The organism is Bradyrhizobium sp. CCBAU 11434 (assembly GCF_028128895.1).
Lineage (GTDB): Bacteria > Pseudomonadota > Alphaproteobacteria > Rhizobiales > Xanthobacteraceae > Bradyrhizobium > Bradyrhizobium zhengyangense.
Window position 1 is genome coordinate 337,051 of sequence record NZ_LBJX01000011.1, and the last position, 18,501, is coordinate 355,551.

An 18,501-nucleotide genomic window follows, 5' to 3' on the forward strand; every position below is an offset into this window, starting at 1 on the left:
ATCACGGGAAACTTCGACCAGAGCGGGGTCGCGCTACGCTGCGCCGAGGGCGACGCACGGATGACGCTGCCTGTCCTGCCGGTCTACTATTATCACGACCACTTCACGGAGATGCTGAGCTTCGTTTGCGAGACCTACGGTCCGGTGCTGGCCGAGAGGCATCATGGTTTTGTCGCTCGCTTCTCGTCGCTGTCGAAGGACGCCCAGTGCCTGTTCATCCGGATGGTCAACCGGAACGGTACGGTCTTCAATCCCTCCACGTTCAAATACGCTGAGATCGCTGACCTTGTCGGTGCGCTGGGGGAGCTTGGCATCGCCGGTTACGTTCGAGGCCTGAGCGAACAGGACTACGCTGCGTTCCTGGCGTGCCTTGCAAAGCCTGACCTGTTCGACGGCGCCAAGGCAGCCGGCATGAGCGATGTCAGGGCGTCGTGGCCCAAGGCCAAGCTATCGGAGTACTATCTCGCCAATCTGTCGTTCGGCACGGCCTTCCGGCATTGCGGTGGTGATGCCTTCATCGCGCTCGGCGACACCGAGCCGCTGGAGTTCCTGCTCTATCTTTATTTCGGCAAGACCGAGAACAACCTCAAGAATTTCGCGCTGCGCGATCTCGGCATCCTGCGCACCAACGACCAGGCGGATTTCAGCGCCCGGTTTGCCGATGCGGACGAGGCGAGGGCCTGCTTCCACTACGCGCGCCTGCTGCGCCACCTCGAGGCCAAATCTGACGAGGTGTATCGCAGGTCCGTTGCCGACATTCTCGGCGGTCCTGTCTGCCCGACGGATTACGCCATCGATCTGCGCAGCCGCGCGGCCCACAAAGCGGGTCTGCACTTCGAGAAGAAGGGCGAAGCCGCACTCGCGGTGCAGCTCTATGGCGCCGGCTCCTCGGCCGAATGCCGCGAACGGCTCGCACGGCTTCTCTATGCCGAAGGCGACAAGGACGCGGCCGAGGAACTGCTGCGGCGCATGATCGACGATCCCGCCAGCGACGACGAGTTCGTCTTCGCGAGCGACTTTTATGCCCGGAAGTTCGACGGGCGCCGGACGGGATTATGCACCGAGCTGCTGCGGGCCGGACGAACGCTTCGGGTCGACGATACCTGGCGCGGCAGCCCGGAGGCCGGGATCGCGGGCGTTCTGCGCCGGCAGGGCCTTGAGGTCTTCCACGCCGAAAATACGCTCTGGCACTGCCTGTTCGGATTGCTGTTCTGGGACGAGCTGTTCGAATCCGGACAGCTGCACAGCGGCTTCGACTGGATGCCGCATTGCCTGAAGGACAGAACCTTTGCGCAGATGTTCTCGTCCCAGATCGAGACGAAGCTGGCGGCCGTCGCCTCCAGCTCCGCGCTGCCCCAGATCCTGCGGATCGTTGCCGCGAAATGGGGCAAGCCGAACGGCGTGTTCGCCTGGGACCATGTCGATATCGACGCGATCCGCGCGCTGCTTGCGGGCGCAAGTGCCGATGGTCTCGCCACGATCCTCCGCCTGATGTGTGAGGACTATCGCGCGATGCGCGATGGCTTCCCCGATCTCATGCTTGTGGCTGATGGCGCCGTCTCGTTCATGGAAGTGAAGGCCGAGGGCGACGTCATCAGGCGCAACCAGCTGACGCGGCTTCGCCAGCTCGGCAACGCCGGCATCCCTTCGGTGATCGGCCGCGCCGATTTCCGCTTCGATCCGGACCAGGACTATGTCGTGGTGGACATCGAGACCACCGGCGGCTGGACCGCCGGGGATCGCATCACCGAGATTGGCGCCGTCAAGATCCGCAACCACGAGGTCGTGGCGGAGTGGCATTCGCTGATCAACCCGCAGCGGTCGATCCCCGCCAAGATCGTCGCGTTGACCGGCATCACCAACGAGATGGTGCGCAACGCGCCGTTGTTCGCGGAGGTCGCGGACAGCTTCATGCAGTTCATGGGTGACGGCGTCTTCGTCGCTCACAACGTCAATTTCGACTACGGCTTCATCACTGCGGAATACGAGCGCCTCGAACGCCGTTTCCGCTTTCCAAAACTCTGCACCTGCGCGAGCATGCGCCGGCATTACCCAGGTCACAAGTCTTACGGGCTCGGCAATCTCACCCGGGCCTACAATATCGAGCTGAAGGACCACCACCGCGCCCTGTGCGACGCCCGCGCCGCCGCGCATCTGCTCAATTTGATCAACGCGAAGCGCGACGAGCTCGAGAGCAGGGCGGAAGAGATCGCAGCGTAATCCTTCGAATCCTGGCGACTGGATCAAATTTCGAAAGTGAGTTGCGGCTCCGCATCGTCTCCGACCTGGAGCGATGACAGCGAGACGCCCAGAAGCCTGACCCGTTTGGGCAGGGGCATCTCGAGCTCGAGCAGGCCGCAGGCGAGGCGAACGAGCTCGTCCCGGCCTGCGACCGGTGTGGCCACGGACCTGCTCCGCGTGATGATCTCGAAGTCGGCAAACTTGATCTTCAAGGTCACGGTGCGGCCCCGGCTGCCTGATGTCTCGCAATGGCGCCAGACCTTGTCGACGAGCGGGCGCAGCTCGACGGCCAGCGCCTCGAAATCGGAAAGGTCGGTCGAGAACGTGGTCTCGGCGCCGATCGACTTGCGGATCCGGTTGGCCCGCACCGGCCTTTCGTCGACGCCGCGCGAGATCCAGTAATAATAGGCGCCCGACTTGCCGAAATTCACGTTCATGAACTCGAGCGTCTGGTTGCGGATGTCGAGACCGGTGAACAGGCCGAGCGCATTCATCTTTGCACTCGTTGCCGGTCCGATCCCGTGGAACTTGCCGACGGGCAGCGTCTCCACGAAGGCGGCCCCCATCTCGGGCGAGATCACGAACTGGCCGTTCGGCTTGCGGTGATCGGAAGCGAGCTTTGCTAGGAACTTGTTGTAGGAGATGCCCGCCGACGCATTGAGGCCGGTCTCGGCCTTGATCTTCTCGCGGATCCGCAGCGCGACATCACGGGCAAGCGGGATGCCTTGCAGGTTTTCCGTCACGTCGAGATAGGCCTCGTCGAGGGACAGGGGCTCGATGATCTCGGTGTGCTCGGCAAAAATCTCGCGGATCTGCCGGCTGATCGCCTTGTAGACCTCAAAGCGGGGCTTCACGAAAATCAGGTCGGGACATTGCCGCTTCGCGGTCACAGACGCCATCGCGGACCGAACGCCGAATTTGCGCGCCTCATAGCTCGCCGCCGCGACCACGCCGCGCTCGGCCGAACCACCGACAGCGACGGGCTTGCCTCGCAGGTCGGGATTGTCGCGCTGTTCCACGGATGCGTAGAAGGCATCCATGTCGATATGGATGATCTTGCGAACGCGCGGCGCGTCGCCGTCCACGGCATCGGACTCGCTCATGCCTCGATGATACAATCGGCCTGCAGGAATCGCGAGGGAGTATGCGGATACGAGACCGTCACCGAACGAGAGCAATATATTGTTGGGCGAATGACAGCCTGATCGCGGCACCTTCAGCCGGAATCTCATCGGTTTGCCGGCTGACGACAAAAAGCTCGCCGATCGGCGTCGAGACGATCATCTCGACGTGATCGCCGAGGTAAGAGGATTTTCTGACGGTTCCGGCGAGGCCATCGCCGAGCATGATGCCGTGGGGCCGGATGGCGGCTTTTGCCTGCCCAGGCGTGAGGCCGCGCGCCGGAAGCGTCAGGCGGAGAGGTCCCAGCATGACCTGGGCCTGCCCGTCATGCACCGCTTCGATCGTCACCTCCACGAGATTGGCATCGCCGATGAAATCAGCGACGAAGCCGTTCGCCGGGGCTTCATAAAGGTCGCGGGGCGAGCCCTGCTGCGCGATCTTCGCATTCGACATCACGATGATGCGGTCGGAGACAGCGAGCGCCTCCTCCTGGTCATGCGTGACATAGGCGACGGTGAGCTTCAGCGACTGCTGGAGTTCGCGGATCTCCTGCCGCACCCTGCGCCTGAGCTTGGCGTCGAGATTGGACAGCGGCTCGTCGAACAGCAGCACCTGCGGCTCCAGCACGAGGGCGCGCGCCACGGCGACGCGCTGCTGCTGACCGCCGGACAGCTCGGCCGGATAGCGCTTCTCGAAGCCTTTCAGCCCGACCAGGGCGAGCTTCTCAAGTGCCATCGCCTCGGCCCGCGCCTTGCCCAGCCCCTTCACCGTCGGCCCATACGCCGCGTTCTCCAGCACATTCATGTGCGGGAACAGCGCGTAGGACTGGAACACCATGCTGACGTCGCGATCCGCCGCCGAGAGCCGCGTCACATCCTTGCCGCCGATCAGGATCTGCCCCTCGCTCGCGATCTCAAGGCCGGCGATCATGCGCAAGGTCGTCGTCTTGCCGCAACCGGAGGGGCCGAGCAACGTCACGAGCTCGCCGGCGTGAATCGTGAAGCTGACATCGTCCACCGCCGTCACATTGCCGTAGCGCATGCTGACATGTCTGAACTCGACGGAGGCGGGACCTGATTTGAGCATGGGAGATCCTATTTGGCGGGCTCGGCGGCCGAGGTCGCGAGCGCGACGGGCCTGCGGCCGAGCTTGCGCTCGCCGACGCCGAATTGGATGAGCGCGATGCCTGCTGCCATGACGACGATCAGCACCGAGGAATAGGCGATGGCGAGGCCAAACTCGCCGGCCTCGACCCGTCCGACGATGTAGGCGGTGGAGAGGTTGTACTCGGCCGACACGAGAAAGATCACGGCGCTGACCGAGGTGATGCTGCGCACGAAGCTGTAGATCAGCGCCGCGGCGAGCGCGGGCTTGAGCAACGGCAGCACCACACGGCGCAGCGTCGTGAAGCTGCGCGCCCGCAGGGTCGTCGAGGCCTCGTCGAGGCTCTTGTCGATCTGGGCCAGTCCCGCAATGCCCGAGCGTATGCCGACGGGCATGTTGCGGAAGACGAAGGCGAGCACGAGGATGAGGCCGGTCCCGGTGATCTCGATCGGTGGTACGTTGAAGGCTAGGATGTAGGCGACCCCGAGCACGGTGCCGGGAATGGCGAAGCTCAGCATGGTCGTGAACTCGAGCAGCTGCCGGCCGACGAAGCGTTGCCGCGTGAGCAGATAGGCGGTGAGCAGGCCGATCAGCGCCGTCAGAGGTGCGGAGATCGCGGCGACCTTCAGTGTCGTGAACAAAGATGGCCAGGCCGCGCCCTCGAAGAACAGGCCGTGGCTGAAATCGACGGCGAAGCCGGTGCGGTAATGCTCCAGCGTCGGCGTATGGTCGCGGCCCATCGTCTTGACGAAGCCGCCGATCAGGATCACCGCGTAGATCACCGCCGTCAGCACGACCCAGGGTATGATGACCGCGGCGGAGAGCACGGTGACGGAGGTCGGCAGCTTCGCCGGAATGCCGGCGTCGCCTTTGCCGGAGACCGTGGTGTAGCTCTTGCCGCCGAGCCAGCTCTGCTGCAGCCAGAACGCGCCGAGCGTGAAGACGAGCAGCACGATCGCGAGCACGGCCGCCAGACCCTGATTGTGTGCGGCACCGACCACGGCGAAGAAGATCTTGGTCGAGAGCACCTCGAAATTGCCGCCGAGCACGAGCGGGTTGCCGAAATCGGCCAGGCTCTCGACAAAGCCGAGCAGAAAGGCGTTGGCGAGCCCCGGTCGCAGCAGCGGCCAGGTCACGGAGCGGAACGTCTGCCAATGCCTGGCACCAAGCGTCTGGGACGCCTCTTCGAGGCTCGGTGCGATGCCCTGGACCACACCCATCAGCACGAGGAAGGCGATCGGCGCGAAGGCCAGTACCTGCGCCAACAGCACGCCCGGCAGACCGTAGATCCAGCGCGAGCGTGGGATGCCGAACCAGTCGGACATCAAGCCGGTGACGACGCCGGCACGGCCGAACAGCAGGATGAGCGCAAGGCCGATGACGAAGGGCGGCGTGATGATCGGCAGCACCGTCATCGCGCGCATCAGCCGCTTGCCCGGCATCGCCGTGCGCAACACCAGCAGCGCGCAGGCGAGGCCCAGCAGCGTGGTGATGAGGCCGGTCAGCACGCCGAGGATCAGCGTATTCCAGGCGACGCCGCAGGCGATGCCGCCGCCGGCGCAGCCGAGGCCCCAGATCGTCGAGGACAGCAGGCGGTCCGCGAATTCGCCCAGCGCCCAGCCGCCGGTGGCATCGACCAGCGCGCTGCGCAGGATCGTCGCCACCGGCAGGAAGATGAAGAGGCCGATCAGCAGCACCACGACGCCGATGGTGGACGTGGTGAAGAGATCGCCCCGACAGAACCCGCGATAGTCGAGGCCGTGGCAGAGCAGCAGGAGAAGCGAGAACAGGGTCAGCAGCGCGCCGAAACCCATGCCGGGCTGCGCGCTGCCCGCGCCGCCCAGCAGCGCGGCGAGCCAGGGAATGCCCTGGCCAGGCAGCGTCACCGCAAATCCTTGTGCGAAGAACGCGACCAGGCCGAACAGCCCGGCGACGATCAACGCCGGGCTGCTAAGGCTGGACTCGGCGCGGACGGCGAGGAACGTCGGCGCGAGGAGTGCGATGCCGATCGGCCAGAGCCAAGGCGCTGCGCCTGATGTCGCAAGCACCAGCGCGGTGCCGGCCCGCCCGAACGGATAGCCAGCAAGGTCCCAACCTTCCGGCAGGTACCAGGGCACGAGCATGTAGCCCAACCAGCCGAGCAGCAGGGCAAGCCGTGTCGAAGGGCGCATCCGATATCTCCGCAGCCTTGCTGCTATTTCGGCAGCGCCTTGACCTCCTTGTCCCACTTTGTCAGCAGCCGCGTTCGCTCGGCCGACGAGCCGTATTTGACGAAGTCGTAGTTGATCAGCTTCATCTCGCTCATCTTCGGCGCCTGCGGCGGCACCGTCGCGTTCTTGTTGGATGGCACCTGATACGACTTCGCGGGGGCGGCGAGGGCCTGTGCGGCGGGGCTCAGCGCCCAATCGTAGAACTTCTTGGCGTTCTCCAGATTGCGTGCGCCCTTGATGATCGACATCGAGCCGATCTCGTAGCCTGTGCCCTCGCACGGCGCGACCGGCTTGATCGGATCGCCTTGAACCGCGAAGACGACGGCATCGTGGATGAAGACGATGCCGACGGCGGTCTCGCCGAGGCTCGCTGCCTTGGCTGGTGCTGCGCCTGATTTGGTGTACTGGCTGACATTCTTGTGCAGGGCCTTGAGATAATCGAAGCCCTTGTCCTCGCCCATCAGCTGCACGACCGTGGCAAGCAGGGTATAGGCGGTGCCGGACGAATTCGGGTCGGCGACCTGCACGTCATCCCTGAGCTTGGGGTTGAGCAGGTCGGCCCAGCATTTCGGCTCCGGGATACCCTTGGCCTTGATCTGCTCGGTGTTGTAGCCGAAGCCGAGCGCGCCGGCATAGATGCCGATCGAGCGCTGCTTCGCCGCTTTCCACTGGTTCAGCGCCCAGTCGTGCAAATCTTTGTTGGCGGGAGATTCGTATTCGAGCGTCAGCCCCTCGTCGGCCGCCTGAAGATGTGGATCGCCGGTGCCGCCCCACCAGATGTCGCCGCGCGGGTTCGAGGCCTCCGCCCTGAGCTGCGCATAGGTCTCGCCGGCGGATTTCCGCGTCATCGAAACCTTGATGCCGGTCTCTTTCTCGAAAGTGGTGGACATCGCGCGGCACCATTCTTCCTGCACGCCGCAATACATGACGAGCGAGCCCTCGGCCGACGCCGGCGCCGCGCCCGCGATCAGGATACCGGCACCGAACAGCGCCCTGACAGTCAGGGATCTCGAAACCATGGTCCACCTCCCCAGAACGAGAACTTGATGTTCTCTGTAATTGGCTGTGACGGTGGCGTCTCTTCAGCTCCAAAGCAACAACTATTAAGTCGACTAGGTAATCCCGGTGATGTCGCTGAGCTGCGATGCCAGCGCCGGTGCGCAGCACAGGATCGGGTTGCCCTTGCTGATGCCGTCGCCCGCGAAGAAGTCGCTGACCCAGCCGCCGGCTTCGCTAACAATCACAATGCCGGCTGCAACGTCCCAGGCGTTGATGTGCAGTTCGGCGTAGCCCTCGGTGCGCCCGTTGGCGACATTGCAGAGGCCCAAAGTGCCGGAGCCCGCGCGCTTGATGGAGCAGCCGGCGGCATAACCGCGGCTGATCATGTCGAGATAGCGCTGCGAGGGAATACGGGGCGACCAGCCCAGTTCGATACAGGCGCGGCTGATGTCGTCGGCACCAGAGACGACAATGTGCTGCCCGTTCAGCGTCGCGCCCTCGTCGCGCTGCGCGACATAGAGCTCGCCCAGTGAGGGCGCGCTGACGATGCCGATCGTCGGCTGGCGGTCGAGCAGGAAGCCCATGGAGATGCACCAGTTGCGATCGCCATGGGCGAAGTTCGCAGTGCCGTCGATCGGATCGAGGATCCAGACCGCATCGCTGGCCTCGCCGCCGCCTTCCTCGCCGATGACAGTGTCACCAGGGAAAAGCGCCGACAGCCGCGCACGCAGAAAATCCTCCACCGCGCCGTCGGCGACGGTGAGCCAATCCTGCGTCCCCTTCATCGTGACGCCGAGGCTTTCCCTGCGGCCGAAATAGTCGAGCGCGATGCGCCCGGCCTCGGCGGCGAGGCCCTGGGCCGCATAGCGGCGCAGCATGAGTTCGGCTGGCGTCATGGTCAGGCGGACTTGATGGTGACAGGGCGGCCGGTGCGCGCCGACTCGGTCGCCGCGTCGGCGAGCATCTGGGCGCGGAGCCCGTCGAGACCGGTCGGAGAGGGCGCCGCCTTGCCGGTGCAGGCATCGATGAAGGCCGCGAGCTCGGCACGATAGGCGGCGGCATAGCGTTCGAGGAAGAAGTTCTGCACCGGGTCGGCACGGAAGCCCTGGCCGGTCGCGATCTCGAGGGTCGTTTCGTGGATGTTGCCGGCCCTCAGCATGCCCTTCGAGCCGTGCACCTCGATGCGCTGATCGTAGCCGTAAGTGGCGCGGCGCGAATTCGAGATCTGCGCGATGCGCCCGCTCGCCGTCTTCATCAGCACGGCGGCGGTGTCGACATCGCCGGCTTCGCCGATGGCCTTGTCCACCAGCGCGGAGCCGAGTGCGAAGATTTCGACCGGCTCCTCAGCCAGCAGGAAGCGCGCCATGTCGAAATCATGGATCATCATGTCGCGGAACAGGCCGCCCGAACGCTTCACGTAGTCGACCGGCGGCGGTCCGGGATCGCGCGAGATAACGCTGACGATCTCGATCTCGCCGGCCTCGCCGCCGCGCAACCGCTTCTCCAGCGCCGCAAAATTCGGATCGAAGCGGCGGTTGAAGCCGATCATCAGAGCCTTGCCCGACCTCTCGACCGTGGCCAGGCAGCGGCGAATGCGGTCCGAATCGAGATCGACCGGCTTCTCGCAGAACACCGCCTTGCCGGCCGAGACGGCAGCCTCGATCAGATCGGCATGCGTGTCGGTCGGCGTGCAGATCAGGATGGCGTCGATGCCGGCATCGCCGATGATCGCATCCGCGTCGGCCGCTTTTGCGCCTGTCGCCTGCGCCAGCGAGGACGCGGCCTCGTTCGAGGCATCGGCCACCGCGACGAGCCGCGCATCGCCGCGCGCCGCAACATTGAGACCGTGAATGCGCCCGATCCTGCCGGCGCCGAGAAGTCCAAACCGCATTGTCATCATCACTGCTTGACTATTCGAATAAGCATTCCATTCTCTGCGCCGCCCAGTCAAGGTCGGAGCCTGCACTTCTCGATGTCATCAACCGCCTCGCAATATCGTATCGGATCGAGCGACGACACATTCGCGACACAGTTGCGCGAGCATACGCGCACGGTCAGCGCAATGATGGAACATCTTGACAGGCCGGTCTGCGCCGGGCGGTTCAGCGGGAGCGAGTGATGGCGACGATCAGGCTCACGATGGCGCAGGCGCTGGTCGCCGCGATGGCCGCGCAAAGGACTGTCATCGACGGGCAGACCCAGCCGCTGTTCGCCGGTGTCTGGGCGATCTTCGGACATGGCAACGTCGCAGGCCTCGGCGAGGCGCTGTATGCCGCGCGTGACCGCCTGCCAACCTTGCGCGCGCATAATGAGCAGGCGATGGCGCATGCCGCAATCGCTTTCGCGAAGACCTCGCGCCGTCGACGCATGATGGCGGTGACGAGCTCGATCGGCCCCGGTGCGACCAATATGGTGACGGCAGCAGCCGTTGCTCACGTCAATCGCCTGCCGGTGCTGCTGCTGCCGGGTGATGTCTTCGCCGGACGCCGTCCTGATCCGGTGCTGCAGCAGATCGAGGATTTCGGCGACGGCACTGTCTCCGCCAATGATTGCTTCCGGCCCGTCTCGCGCTATTTCGACCGCATCACAAGGCCTGAACAGATCATGCCCGCCTTCGAGCGGGCGATGCAGGTTTTGACCGACGCGGCCGAATGCGGGCCCGTGACGCTCGCGCTCTGCCAGGACGTGCAGACCGAAGCCTTCGACTATCCCGACTGGTTCTTCGCCGAGCGCGTCTGGCAGCCGCGCCGCCCGCGCGCCGACGAGGCGCAAATGGCGCAAGCCGCAGCGCTGCTCAAGGCCGCGAAGCGCCCGCTCGTCGTCGCCGGTGGCGGCGTCCTCTACAGCGAGGCGGAAGCTGATCTCGCCGCCTTCTGCATGGCGCACGGCATTCCGGCGGCGGAAACGCAGGCCGGCAAGAGCGCGCTGCCTCATGATCATTCGCTCAATCTCGGCGCGATCGGCGTCACCGGCACCGGTGCCGCCAACGATGCGGCGCGACAGGCCGATGTCGTGCTCGCGATTGGCACCCGCTTGCAGGATTTCACCACGGGCTCGCGCTCGCTGTTCGCCGATCCCGCCTGCCGGATCGTCGGCCTCAATACGCAGAGCTTTGATGCCGGCAAGCATCGTGCGCAGCCGCTCGTGGCTGACGCTAAGGTCGGACTAGCGGAGCTCGGCGCCGCCCTTCGGGGGTGGACGGCACCTGCTGTCTGGAGCGGGCAGGCCAAGGCTGGCCGCACGGCCTGGCAGGCAACGGCCGCACGCTACACCGCGTCAGGCAACGAAGCCTTGCCAAGCGATGCCCAGGTCATCGGTGCCGTTCAGCGCCACAGCCGGCCAAGCGACATCGTGCTTTGCGCCGCCGGCGGCTTGCCCGGCGAGCTGCACAAGCTCTGGCAGCCGGGCGCAGCCGGCGGCTACCACATGGAATACGGCTATTCCTGCATGGGCTACGAGATCGCCGGCGGGCTCGGCGTCAAGCTAGCTGATCCCAAGCGCGAAGTCATCGTGATGGTCGGCGACGGATCCTACCTGATGATGAATTCCGAGATCGCCACGTCGGTGATGTTGGGTGCGAAACTCATCATCGTGGTGCTCGACAACCGCGGCTTCGGCTGCATCAACCGGCTCCAGAACGCCACCGGTGGTGCCCCTTTCAACAACCTCTTGCGCGATGCTCGCCACGAGACCTTGCCCGAGATCGATTTCGCGGCCCATGCCGCTTCGATGGGGGCGATCGCGCGCAAGGTCGCTGGCATCGTCGAGCTGGAGGCGGCGTTCGAGGAGGCGCGAGGTCACGATCGAACCAGCGTCGTCGTGATCGACACCGACCCGCTGCGCTCGACCGATGCCGGTGGCCATTGGTGGGAGGTGGCGGTGCCGGAGGTCTCGGAGCGCACCGAAGTCGAGGCCGCAAGGCGCGGCTACATCGAGGCGCTCGCGCGTCGCAATATCTGATCGAGTGAGGACGACATGCCAATCCGTATCGGCGCCAACCCCATCGGCTGGTCGAACGACGATCTCCAGGAGATCGGCGGCGACACACCGCTCGAAACGTGCCTCGCCGAGGCACGCGAGGCGGGCTTTGTGGGCATGGAGCTCGGCCACAAATTTCCGCGCGAGCCGCAGGCCCTGAAGGCTGCGCTCGCGCCTTTCGGGATGGCCTGCATCTCCGGCTGGTATTCGGCTGAACTCCTGAGGCGCGATGCCGACGAGGAGATGCGGCATCTGCGCCCGCATCTCGATCTCCTGAAGGCGATGGGATCATCAGTCCTCGTTTTCGCCGAGACCTCGAATGCGATCCATGGCGATCGCAGCAAGCCGTTATCGCAGCGGCCGGTGATGAAGGCAGGCGACTGGGCGGAGTTCGGTCGCCGCATCACTGAAGTCGCGGAGCGTACGCTCGCCGAAGGCGTCAGGCTGGTCTACCATCATCACATTGGCACCATCGTCGAAAGCGCCGATGATATCGATGCCTTCATGGCGTCGACGGGCGAGGCCGCACATCTCCTGCTCGACACCGGCCATGCCACCTGGGGCGGTGCCGATCCGGCCGCGCTGGCTCGAAAATATCGCGCCCGCATCAGCCATGTCCACGCCAAGGACGTGCGCCGGGCGGTGATGGAGCAGGCGCGGCGCGAGGATTGGAGCTTCCTCGATGCAGTGCTGGGGCAGGGCAGCGCGCTCGGTGTCTACACCGTGCCCGGCGACGGCATGGTCGACTACCCCGCCGTCTTCCGCGAACTCAAGGGCTATTCCGGTTGGATCGTCGTCGAAGCGGAGCAGGACCCGCAGAAGGCGCACCCGCTGACCTATGCCAAAAAGGGTGTTGCCCATCTGAAGCAGAGCCTGATGGCGGCGGGGCTGGCCTGATACGCGGACGCTGTTGAGTTCTGAAACGTCCGGAGCAGCACGACATGGCCATGGTTTTCATCACCGGCAGCACGGACGGGCTTGGCCGCGCGGCGGCACAATCGCTCCTTGATCGGGGCCACCGTGTGGTGCTGCACGCGCGCTCAGTCGATCGCGCTGCGGCGCTCGAGGACCTCGCCTCGCGCGCCGAGGGCGTTGCGATCGGCGATCTCCAGAGCGGCGCCGAGACGAAGGGCGTCGCGGATCAAGTGAACGCGATCGGGCGCATGGATGCGGTCATCCACAACGCCGGTGTCTATGCACAGCGGAGTCGCGGCTCCACTCCGGAAGGCCATGCGACGACATTCGCGATCAACACCCTTGCGCCCTATATGTTGACCGCGCTGATCGAGCGCCCCGCCAGATTGATCTATCTCAGCAGCGGCTTGCATCGCGGCGGAGAGCGGTCGCTGAATGACCTCGACTGGGCGAAGAGGCCGTGGGATTCGGCAACCGCTTACGCCGAGAGCAAGCTTCAAATCGTCGCACTCGCGTTCGCGTTGGCGCGACGCTGGCCGCAGGTCCTGAGCAACGCGGTCGATCCCGGCTGGGCGCGGACAAGGATGGGCGGCTCTGGCGCCCCGGTCGATATCGCGACAGGACAGAAGACGCAAACCTGGCTCGCCGTCAGCGACGATCCCGCGGCGCTCGTCAGCGGCCGCTACTGGCATCATATGCAGCAGCAGGAGCCGGCCCGCGAAACCATGGACCCCGCCTTTCAGGACGCTCTGGTCGACAGGCTGCGCGAGCTGACGGGCGTCGCGCTGCCCCGGTCCTAGCGGCCTTTTCGCCGGAGTGCGCAGGGCGCGGCAAGCGTCTCAGACCCAGCCGCCGTCGACGATGTAGTGCTGGGCGGTGCAGGCAGAGGCTTCGTCGGAGGCGAGGAAGAGGGTGAATTTCGCGACCTCGTCAGGCACCAGCCGGCGCTTCAGGCACTGGCGCTGCTGCAGTTCGGCCTCGCCGGCCGGCGTCATCCATTTCTCGAGCTGGCGCTCGGTCATGATCCATCCCGGTGCAATCGCGTTCACGCGGATGTTGTAGGGACCGTAGTCGCGCGCCAGCGAGCGCGTCAGCCCAATCACGCCGGATTTGCTGGCGGTGTAGGCTGCCATGCCGCCTTGTCCGGCGATCCATGACACCGAGCCGAAATTGATGATGGCGCCCGCGTTGGCCGCCTTCATGTCAGGCAACACGGCCTGCGACGCGAAGAACTGATGCTTCAGGTTCACCGCGATGCGGTCGTCCCAATATTCGGGCGTCATCTCCTCGGTCGCGTGCCGCTCGTCATGGGCGGCGTTGTTGACCAAAATGTTGATCGCGCCGTGTGCCTTGCGCGCCTCCTCGACGCCGGCGCGCAGGGCCGGGATGTCGGTCAGGTCGACGCGCTGGAAATGCGCGGCCAGCCCTTGATCCGACAGCTCGCGCGCCAGGCGCTGACCCTCCTCGACCTTGATGTCAAAGAACACGACCTTGGATTTCTGCTCCGCGAAGCGCCGCACGATCGCAGCGCCAATTCCCGCGGCACCTCCGGTGACGAGCACAACCTTGCCGGAGAGGTCGGAATAGATGGCGGCCATGGGGGAACCTTTCAGTTTGTTATGGGCGGCGAAGGCCGCCCCGATTCTTTCGCAGGAACTTAACCGTTCCTCTCGTGAGGTCCATATGTCAGAATTTTAGTTGCGTACCTCAAAAACTGAAGGCAGGATTGCGCCCAAAGAATAAAAGCCGTTGGGAGGTTGTGATGAGACTGCTCGGGAAGCTGGGATTCGCCTTCGCTGCATGCCTGCTAGGCGCAAATGTCGCGGCAGCCGACACCACCGTGAAATGGCTCCACATCGAGGTCAATCCGGCCCAGGTGAAGATCTGGGAGGAGGTCGCGCGCAGCTATGAGGCCTCGCATCCCGGCGTGAAGGTCGAGATGCAGTTCCTCGAGAACGAGGCCTACAAGGCCAAGCTGCCGACCATCCTGCAATCCAAGGATCGGCCGAACATCATCTACAGCTGGGCCGGCGGCGTGTTGAAGACGCAGATCGACGCCGGCGTTCTTGAAGACATCACGGACCAGGTGAAGGGCTATAGCGACAGCATCACGCCCGCGGCGCTCGCCGCCTTCACCAGCAATGGCCACGTCTATGGCCTGCCCATTTCGCTGTCGCAAGTCGGCTTCATCTGCAACAAGGATCTGATGGCCAAGGCGAAGGTCGATCCCGCCTCCATCAAGACGTGGGACGATCTGCTCGCCGCAGTGAAGACACTCAAGGCAGCCGGCGTGACGCCGATCGTGGTCGGCGGCGCCGACAAATGGCCGCTGCACTTCTACTGGACCCACCTTGCAGTTCGGATCGGTGGCAAGGCAGCCTTCGACGCTGCATTGCGCGGCGAGAATGGCGGCTTCGCCGGCGAAACCTTCCAGAAATCCGGCGAGCTGTTCAAGCAGCTCGTTGATCTCCAGCCGTTCCAGAACGGCTTCCTCGGCTTCAAGAACCCTCAGGCGGTAGGCTATTTCGGCGATGGCAAGGCTGCGATGTCGCTCGCAATTAGCTCGGTCTATAATTTGCAGCGCGCGCTGGCCGCCGACAAGGTCGGATTGAGCGAGGACAAGATCTGCTGGTTCGATTTCCCTGTCGTGCCCGGCGGCAAGGGCGCGCCGACGGATACGCTCGGCGGCATCACAGGCTGGCTGGTCACCAAGGACTCGCCGAAGGAGGCGGTCGATTTCCTCAAATACTTCATCTCCAAGGACGTGCAGACGAAACTTGCCGCGGGCAGCTACATCATCCCCGTGGTGCAGGGTGCGGACGCCGGTCTCAACAATTCTTTCATGAAGCTGATCGCGTCCAATCTCGCAAAGTCGAACTACCACCAGAACTTCTATGACCAGAGCCTCGGCCCCTCGGTCGGCCGCGTCGTCAACGACGTCTCGGCGGAGATTGCCGGCGGCAGCATGAGCCCGCAGGACGCGGCGAAAGCGATCGAAGCGGCGTTCAAGCAGGGTAACTGACGGTGGAGCGACGGATGGCGATCACCTCGCCGGTCGGCGTTGCCGGCGAGGCGGCTCCTCAGGCCGCGGTCCGCGGCCCGCATTGGGACAGTCGTTTCACCGTTCTGATCCTGTTCCTGCCGCCGGCATTGCTGCTGTTCACGCTGTTCGTGGTGCTGCCGATCGGCGAGGCGGCATGGTACTCGGGCTTCAACTGGAACGGTTTCGGCAGGCCGACCCACTGGATCGGCTTCGATAACTATCGCTTCGTCTTGGAAACGCGCGCGTTCTGGCTCGCGCTGCGCAACAACGGGCTGATCATCGCAGTCTCGCTCGCGGTCCAGCTGCCGCTGGCGCTGACATTGGCCCTGATGCTGGCCGAGAAGTTTCGCGGCGCGGTGGCGCTGCGCATGCTGTTCTTCATGCCCTACATTCTGGCGGAGATCGCGACCGGGTTGATCTTCTCCTTCGTCTACGACGGCGACTACGGACTTGTCGCATCGATCTGGCGCACCTTCGGTGCCGAGCCGCCGCATCTGTTGGCCTCGACCGACACGGCGATGCTGGCGGTGCTGATCGTGATCGTGTGGAAGTATTTCGGCTTCCACATGATGCTGTTCATCGCGGCGCTGCAGAGCCTCGACAAGACCTTGGTCGAGGCGGCGCGGATCGACGGCGCAACGCGATCGCAAACCTTGCGCCATGTCGTGATCCCCTTGCTCTACCCGACCATCCGGCTCTCGGTGTTCTTCGCCATCGTCGGCTCGCTGCAGCTGTTCGATCTCGTGATGCCGCTGACGCGCGGGGGGCCGGCGGATTCCTCGAACACCATGGTCAGCTTCCTCTACAACAACGGCATCTCGCGCATGCGGGTCGGCTATGGCAGCGCCATCGGCGTCATCCTGTTCGCGATCTGCGTGACCTTTGCCTTCACCTACAAGCGATGGTTCATGCGCGATGAATAGTGCCGAGACTGCCCGCGCCCCGTTCGACCCCGCCGTGCTGTTCAAGGCGGCATTTCTCGGGATCGTTGCCATCTTCGTGCTGGTGCCGCTGCTTGCGACCTTGCTCGGCGGCTTCAAATCGCTCGGCGAATTACGCGTCAATCCGTTCGGCCTGCCGCAGCATTGGGAGTGGCAGAACTATGCGGACATCCTGTTCTCGGGGCGCTACTGGCAGCTCCTGCGCAATTCGCTGATCATCTCGACCCTCACGGTGACATTGACGCTGATCGTCGCCTCGATGGCGGCGTTCACCTTCGCCCACGTCAGGTTCTTCGGCTCGTCGATGCTGCTGAGCTATCTGACGCTCGGCCTGTTGTTTCCGGCGGCGACCGCCGTGCTGCCGCTGTTCATCAAGGTGCGCGATCTCGGCCTGCTCGATACCTATTTCGGCGTTGCGCTGCCGCAGGTGGCCTTCAGCCTTGCCATGAGCGTGCTGCTGCTGCGCCGCTTCTTCAAGGACATTCCCTATGAACTGCTGGAGGCCGCGCTGGTCGATGGCTGCAGCTACATCAAGTTCTTTCGTTACGTGACGCTGCCGCTGTCGCGGCCGATCCTGGCGACCGTCGGCACCATCACCTTCGTCAACAGCTGGAACGCCTACCTGCTGCCGCTGGTAATGCTCAACACCGATGCGCTCTATCCCTGGCCGCTCGGCATCATGGTTTACCAGGGCGAATATTCGTCCGAGTGGCACCTGATCCTCGCCTTCATCACGCTCACCATCCTCCCGACGATCATTCTGTTCCTGCTGGCGCAGAAGCATATCGTCGCCGGCCTCACGGCAGGCGCAGTCAAGGGATGAACAAGACTTCACGGAGACAAAAATGAGAAAAGTCGGCGTCGGAATCATCGGCTGCGGTGTCATCAGCACCGCTTACCTCAAGGCAGCACAGCGCTTTCCGGTCATGGAGGTGAGGGCGCTCGCCGACATGCGGAGCGATGTCGCGGAGCGCCAGGGTGCCGCCTTCAACCTGCCGGCGATGCGGGTCGACCAGCTGCTCAAGCGCGACGACGTCGAGATCGTCGTCAATCTCACCGTGCCGCTCGCCCATACCGATGTCAGCCTCGCGGTGCTGAACGCCGGCAAGCACGTCCATTCCGAGAAGCCGCTCGGCATCAACGTCGCGGAAGCCCGCAAGGTGATGGATCTCGCCGCGCAGAAGAACCTTCGCGTCGGCTGTGCGCCCGACACGTTCCTCGGCGGTGGGCACCAGACCGCGCGCAAGCTCGTCGACGACGGCGCGATCGGCACGCCCGTGGCGGGCAGCGCCTTCTTCGGCTGCCCCGGCCACGAGCGCTGGCATCCGGCGCCCGGCTTTTACTATTTGCGCGGCGGCGGGCCGATGCTCGACATGGGACCGTATTACATCACCGATCTCGTGCAGCTGCTTGGGCCTGTCGCCAGTGTGATGGGCTCGACCGCGCGCCCGAGATCCGAGCGTTTGGTCACCAGCCAGCCGATGAACGGGGCCTTGATTCCGGTCGAGGTGGCGACCCACGTCGCGGGCACACTCGAATTCGAGAGCGGGGCCGTCGTCTCGATCACCATGAGCTTCGATGTGCCGAAGCACCGCCACGCGCCGATCGAGATTTATGGCGACAAGGGCAGCATGCTGGTGCCCGACCCGAACCGCTTCGGCGGCGAAGTGCAGGTCGCCAAGACCGGCGGCGAATTCGAGACGATGCCGTTGACGCACGGTCATGTCGAAGGCGAATTCCGCTCGATCGGCGTCGCCGACATGGCTTCCGCGATCCTGAACAACCGGCCGCACCGCGCCAGCGGCGCGCTGGCCTTCCATGTGCTGGAGGTGATGGAGGCGTTCCAGATCTCGGCGGACGAGGGACGGCGGGTCGAGATCGAAAACCGCGTCGAGCGGCCGGCGATGCTGCCGGCCGGACGTGAAACCGGACAGATCGACTGAGGGAA

General features: G+C 64.6%; 15 protein-coding genes. 8 read left to right on the forward strand and 7 right to left on the reverse strand.

All coding sequences use genetic code 11. The features are described from left to right. The first annotated feature begins 60 nt into the window (after positions 1-60). Positions 61-2,220: an exonuclease domain-containing protein gene (locus tag XI06_RS09045; protein ID WP_271605088.1), complete on the forward strand. Its 2,160-nt coding sequence runs from the start codon at positions 61-63 to the stop codon at positions 2,218-2,220. A 23-nt stretch (positions 2,221-2,243) separates the two neighbouring features. Here XI06_RS09045 and dinB read toward each other — a convergent pair whose 3' ends face one another. The 6 genes from dinB to iolG form a co-directional block, all read right to left on the reverse strand. Beyond that, the gene (gene dinB / locus XI06_RS09050) at positions 2,244-3,344 is read right to left on the reverse strand and encodes a DNA polymerase IV (RefSeq protein ID WP_237859021.1); all 1,101 of its coding nucleotides are present in this window, start codon (positions 3,342-3,344) and stop codon (positions 2,244-2,246) included. 58 nt (positions 3,345-3,402) lie between these two features. Beyond that, positions 3,403-4,449, reverse strand: a complete 1,047-nt coding sequence (locus XI06_RS09055; RefSeq protein ID WP_271605089.1) for an ABC transporter ATP-binding protein — start codon at positions 4,447-4,449, stop codon at positions 3,403-3,405. 8 nt (positions 4,450-4,457) lie between these two features. Beyond that, a complete protein-coding gene (locus XI06_RS09060; protein WP_271605090.1) occupies positions 4,458-6,638 on the reverse strand; it encodes an ABC transporter permease in 2,181 nt (726 codons plus the stop codon). 23 nt (positions 6,639-6,661) lie between these two features. After that, complete coding sequence (locus XI06_RS09065; RefSeq protein ID WP_377802676.1) at positions 6,662-7,696, reverse strand: ABC transporter substrate-binding protein; 1,035 nt, start codon at positions 7,694-7,696, stop codon at positions 6,662-6,664. A 93-nt stretch (positions 7,697-7,789) separates the two neighbouring features. Continuing rightward, positions 7,790-8,572: an inositol monophosphatase family protein gene (locus XI06_RS09070; RefSeq protein ID WP_271605091.1), complete on the reverse strand. Its 783-nt coding sequence runs from the start codon at positions 8,570-8,572 to the stop codon at positions 7,790-7,792. Positions 8,573-8,574: 2 nt separating this feature from the next. Then, positions 8,575-9,567 (reverse strand): inositol 2-dehydrogenase, encoded by a 993-nt coding sequence (gene iolG, locus XI06_RS09075; protein ID WP_271605092.1) that lies wholly within the window; start codon positions 9,565-9,567, stop codon positions 8,575-8,577. A gap of 227 nt (positions 9,568-9,794) precedes the next feature. On the opposite strand from iolG, the gene iolD reads away from it, so the two are divergent. From iolD to XI06_RS09090, 3 genes are read left to right on the forward strand one after another with little or no spacing between them, the layout of a single operon-like run. Further along, the gene (iolD, locus tag XI06_RS09080) at positions 9,795-11,636 is read left to right on the forward strand and encodes a 3D-(3,5/4)-trihydroxycyclohexane-1,2-dione acylhydrolase (decyclizing) (protein WP_271605093.1); all 1,842 of its coding nucleotides are present in this window, start codon (positions 9,795-9,797) and stop codon (positions 11,634-11,636) included. Between the two features lie 15 nt (positions 11,637-11,651). Further along, on the forward strand, positions 11,652-12,551 hold the full coding sequence (iolE, locus tag XI06_RS09085; RefSeq protein WP_271605094.1) for a myo-inosose-2 dehydratase: 900 nt from the start codon (positions 11,652-11,654) through the stop codon (positions 12,549-12,551). A 44-nt stretch (positions 12,552-12,595) separates the two neighbouring features. Further along, positions 12,596-13,369: an SDR family NAD(P)-dependent oxidoreductase gene (locus XI06_RS09090; RefSeq protein ID WP_271605095.1), complete on the forward strand. Its 774-nt coding sequence runs from the start codon at positions 12,596-12,598 to the stop codon at positions 13,367-13,369. 39 nt (positions 13,370-13,408) lie between these two features. On the opposite strand, the gene XI06_RS09095 is transcribed toward XI06_RS09090, so the two are convergent. Continuing rightward, on the reverse strand, positions 13,409-14,167 hold the full coding sequence (locus XI06_RS09095) for an SDR family NAD(P)-dependent oxidoreductase (protein WP_237859008.1): 759 nt from the start codon (positions 14,165-14,167) through the stop codon (positions 13,409-13,411). A 164-nt stretch (positions 14,168-14,331) separates the two neighbouring features. Between XI06_RS09095 and XI06_RS09100 the strand changes: the two genes are divergently transcribed. The 4 genes from XI06_RS09100 to XI06_RS09115 are packed head-to-tail and all read left to right on the forward strand — an operon-like array spanning position 14,332 to position 18,496. After that, positions 14,332-15,591: an ABC transporter substrate-binding protein gene (locus XI06_RS09100; RefSeq protein ID WP_271605096.1), complete on the forward strand. Its 1,260-nt coding sequence runs from the start codon at positions 14,332-14,334 to the stop codon at positions 15,589-15,591. Positions 15,592-15,605: 14 nt separating this feature from the next. Further along, positions 15,606-16,535, forward strand: coding sequence for a carbohydrate ABC transporter permease (locus XI06_RS09105; protein ID WP_249798035.1), 930 nt, complete (start codon positions 15,606-15,608; stop codon positions 16,533-16,535). Further along, positions 16,528-17,376, forward strand: coding sequence for a carbohydrate ABC transporter permease (locus XI06_RS09110; protein WP_237859005.1), 849 nt, complete (start codon positions 16,528-16,530; stop codon positions 17,374-17,376). The genes XI06_RS09105 and XI06_RS09110 overlap by 8 nt, the downstream gene beginning before the upstream one ends. 22 nt (positions 17,377-17,398) lie before the next feature. Continuing rightward, the gene (locus tag XI06_RS09115) at positions 17,399-18,496 is read left to right on the forward strand and encodes a Gfo/Idh/MocA family protein (RefSeq protein ID WP_271605098.1); all 1,098 of its coding nucleotides are present in this window, start codon (positions 17,399-17,401) and stop codon (positions 18,494-18,496) included. The last annotated feature ends 5 nt before the right edge of the window (positions 18,497-18,501 follow it).

Excerpts from the sequence above, each read along its gene's own strand:
- XI06_RS09045 (WP_271605088.1), top strand. The coding sequence starts at position 61 with ATGACGCTGCCTGTCCTGCCGGTCTACTATTATCACGACCACTTCACG.
- dinB (WP_237859021.1), bottom strand. The coding sequence starts at position 3,344 with ATGAGCGAGTCCGATGCCGTGGACGGCGACGCGCCGCGCGTTCGCAAG.
- XI06_RS09055 (WP_271605089.1), bottom strand. The coding sequence starts at position 4,449 with ATGCTCAAATCAGGTCCCGCCTCCGTCGAGTTCAGACATGTCAGCATG.
- XI06_RS09060 (WP_271605090.1), bottom strand. The coding sequence starts at position 6,638 with ATGCGCCCTTCGACACGGCTTGCCCTGCTGCTCGGCTGGTTGGGCTAC.
- XI06_RS09065 (WP_377802676.1), bottom strand. The coding sequence starts at position 7,696 with ATGGTTTCGAGATCCCTGACTGTCAGGGCGCTGTTCGGTGCCGGTATC.
- XI06_RS09070 (WP_271605091.1), bottom strand. The coding sequence starts at position 8,572 with ATGACGCCAGCCGAACTCATGCTGCGCCGCTATGCGGCCCAGGGCCTC.
- iolG (WP_271605092.1), bottom strand. The coding sequence starts at position 9,567 with ATGCGGTTTGGACTTCTCGGCGCCGGCAGGATCGGGCGCATTCACGGT.
- iolD (WP_271605093.1), top strand. The coding sequence starts at position 9,795 with ATGGCGACGATCAGGCTCACGATGGCGCAGGCGCTGGTCGCCGCGATG.
- iolE (WP_271605094.1), top strand. The coding sequence starts at position 11,652 with ATGCCAATCCGTATCGGCGCCAACCCCATCGGCTGGTCGAACGACGAT.
- XI06_RS09090 (WP_271605095.1), top strand. The coding sequence starts at position 12,596 with ATGGCCATGGTTTTCATCACCGGCAGCACGGACGGGCTTGGCCGCGCG.
- XI06_RS09095 (WP_237859008.1), bottom strand. The coding sequence starts at position 14,167 with ATGGCCGCCATCTATTCCGACCTCTCCGGCAAGGTTGTGCTCGTCACC.
- XI06_RS09100 (WP_271605096.1), top strand. The coding sequence starts at position 14,332 with ATGAGACTGCTCGGGAAGCTGGGATTCGCCTTCGCTGCATGCCTGCTA.
- XI06_RS09105 (WP_249798035.1), top strand. The coding sequence starts at position 15,606 with ATGGCGATCACCTCGCCGGTCGGCGTTGCCGGCGAGGCGGCTCCTCAG.
- XI06_RS09110 (WP_237859005.1), top strand. The coding sequence starts at position 16,528 with ATGAATAGTGCCGAGACTGCCCGCGCCCCGTTCGACCCCGCCGTGCTG.
- XI06_RS09115 (WP_271605098.1), top strand. The coding sequence starts at position 17,399 with ATGAGAAAAGTCGGCGTCGGAATCATCGGCTGCGGTGTCATCAGCACC.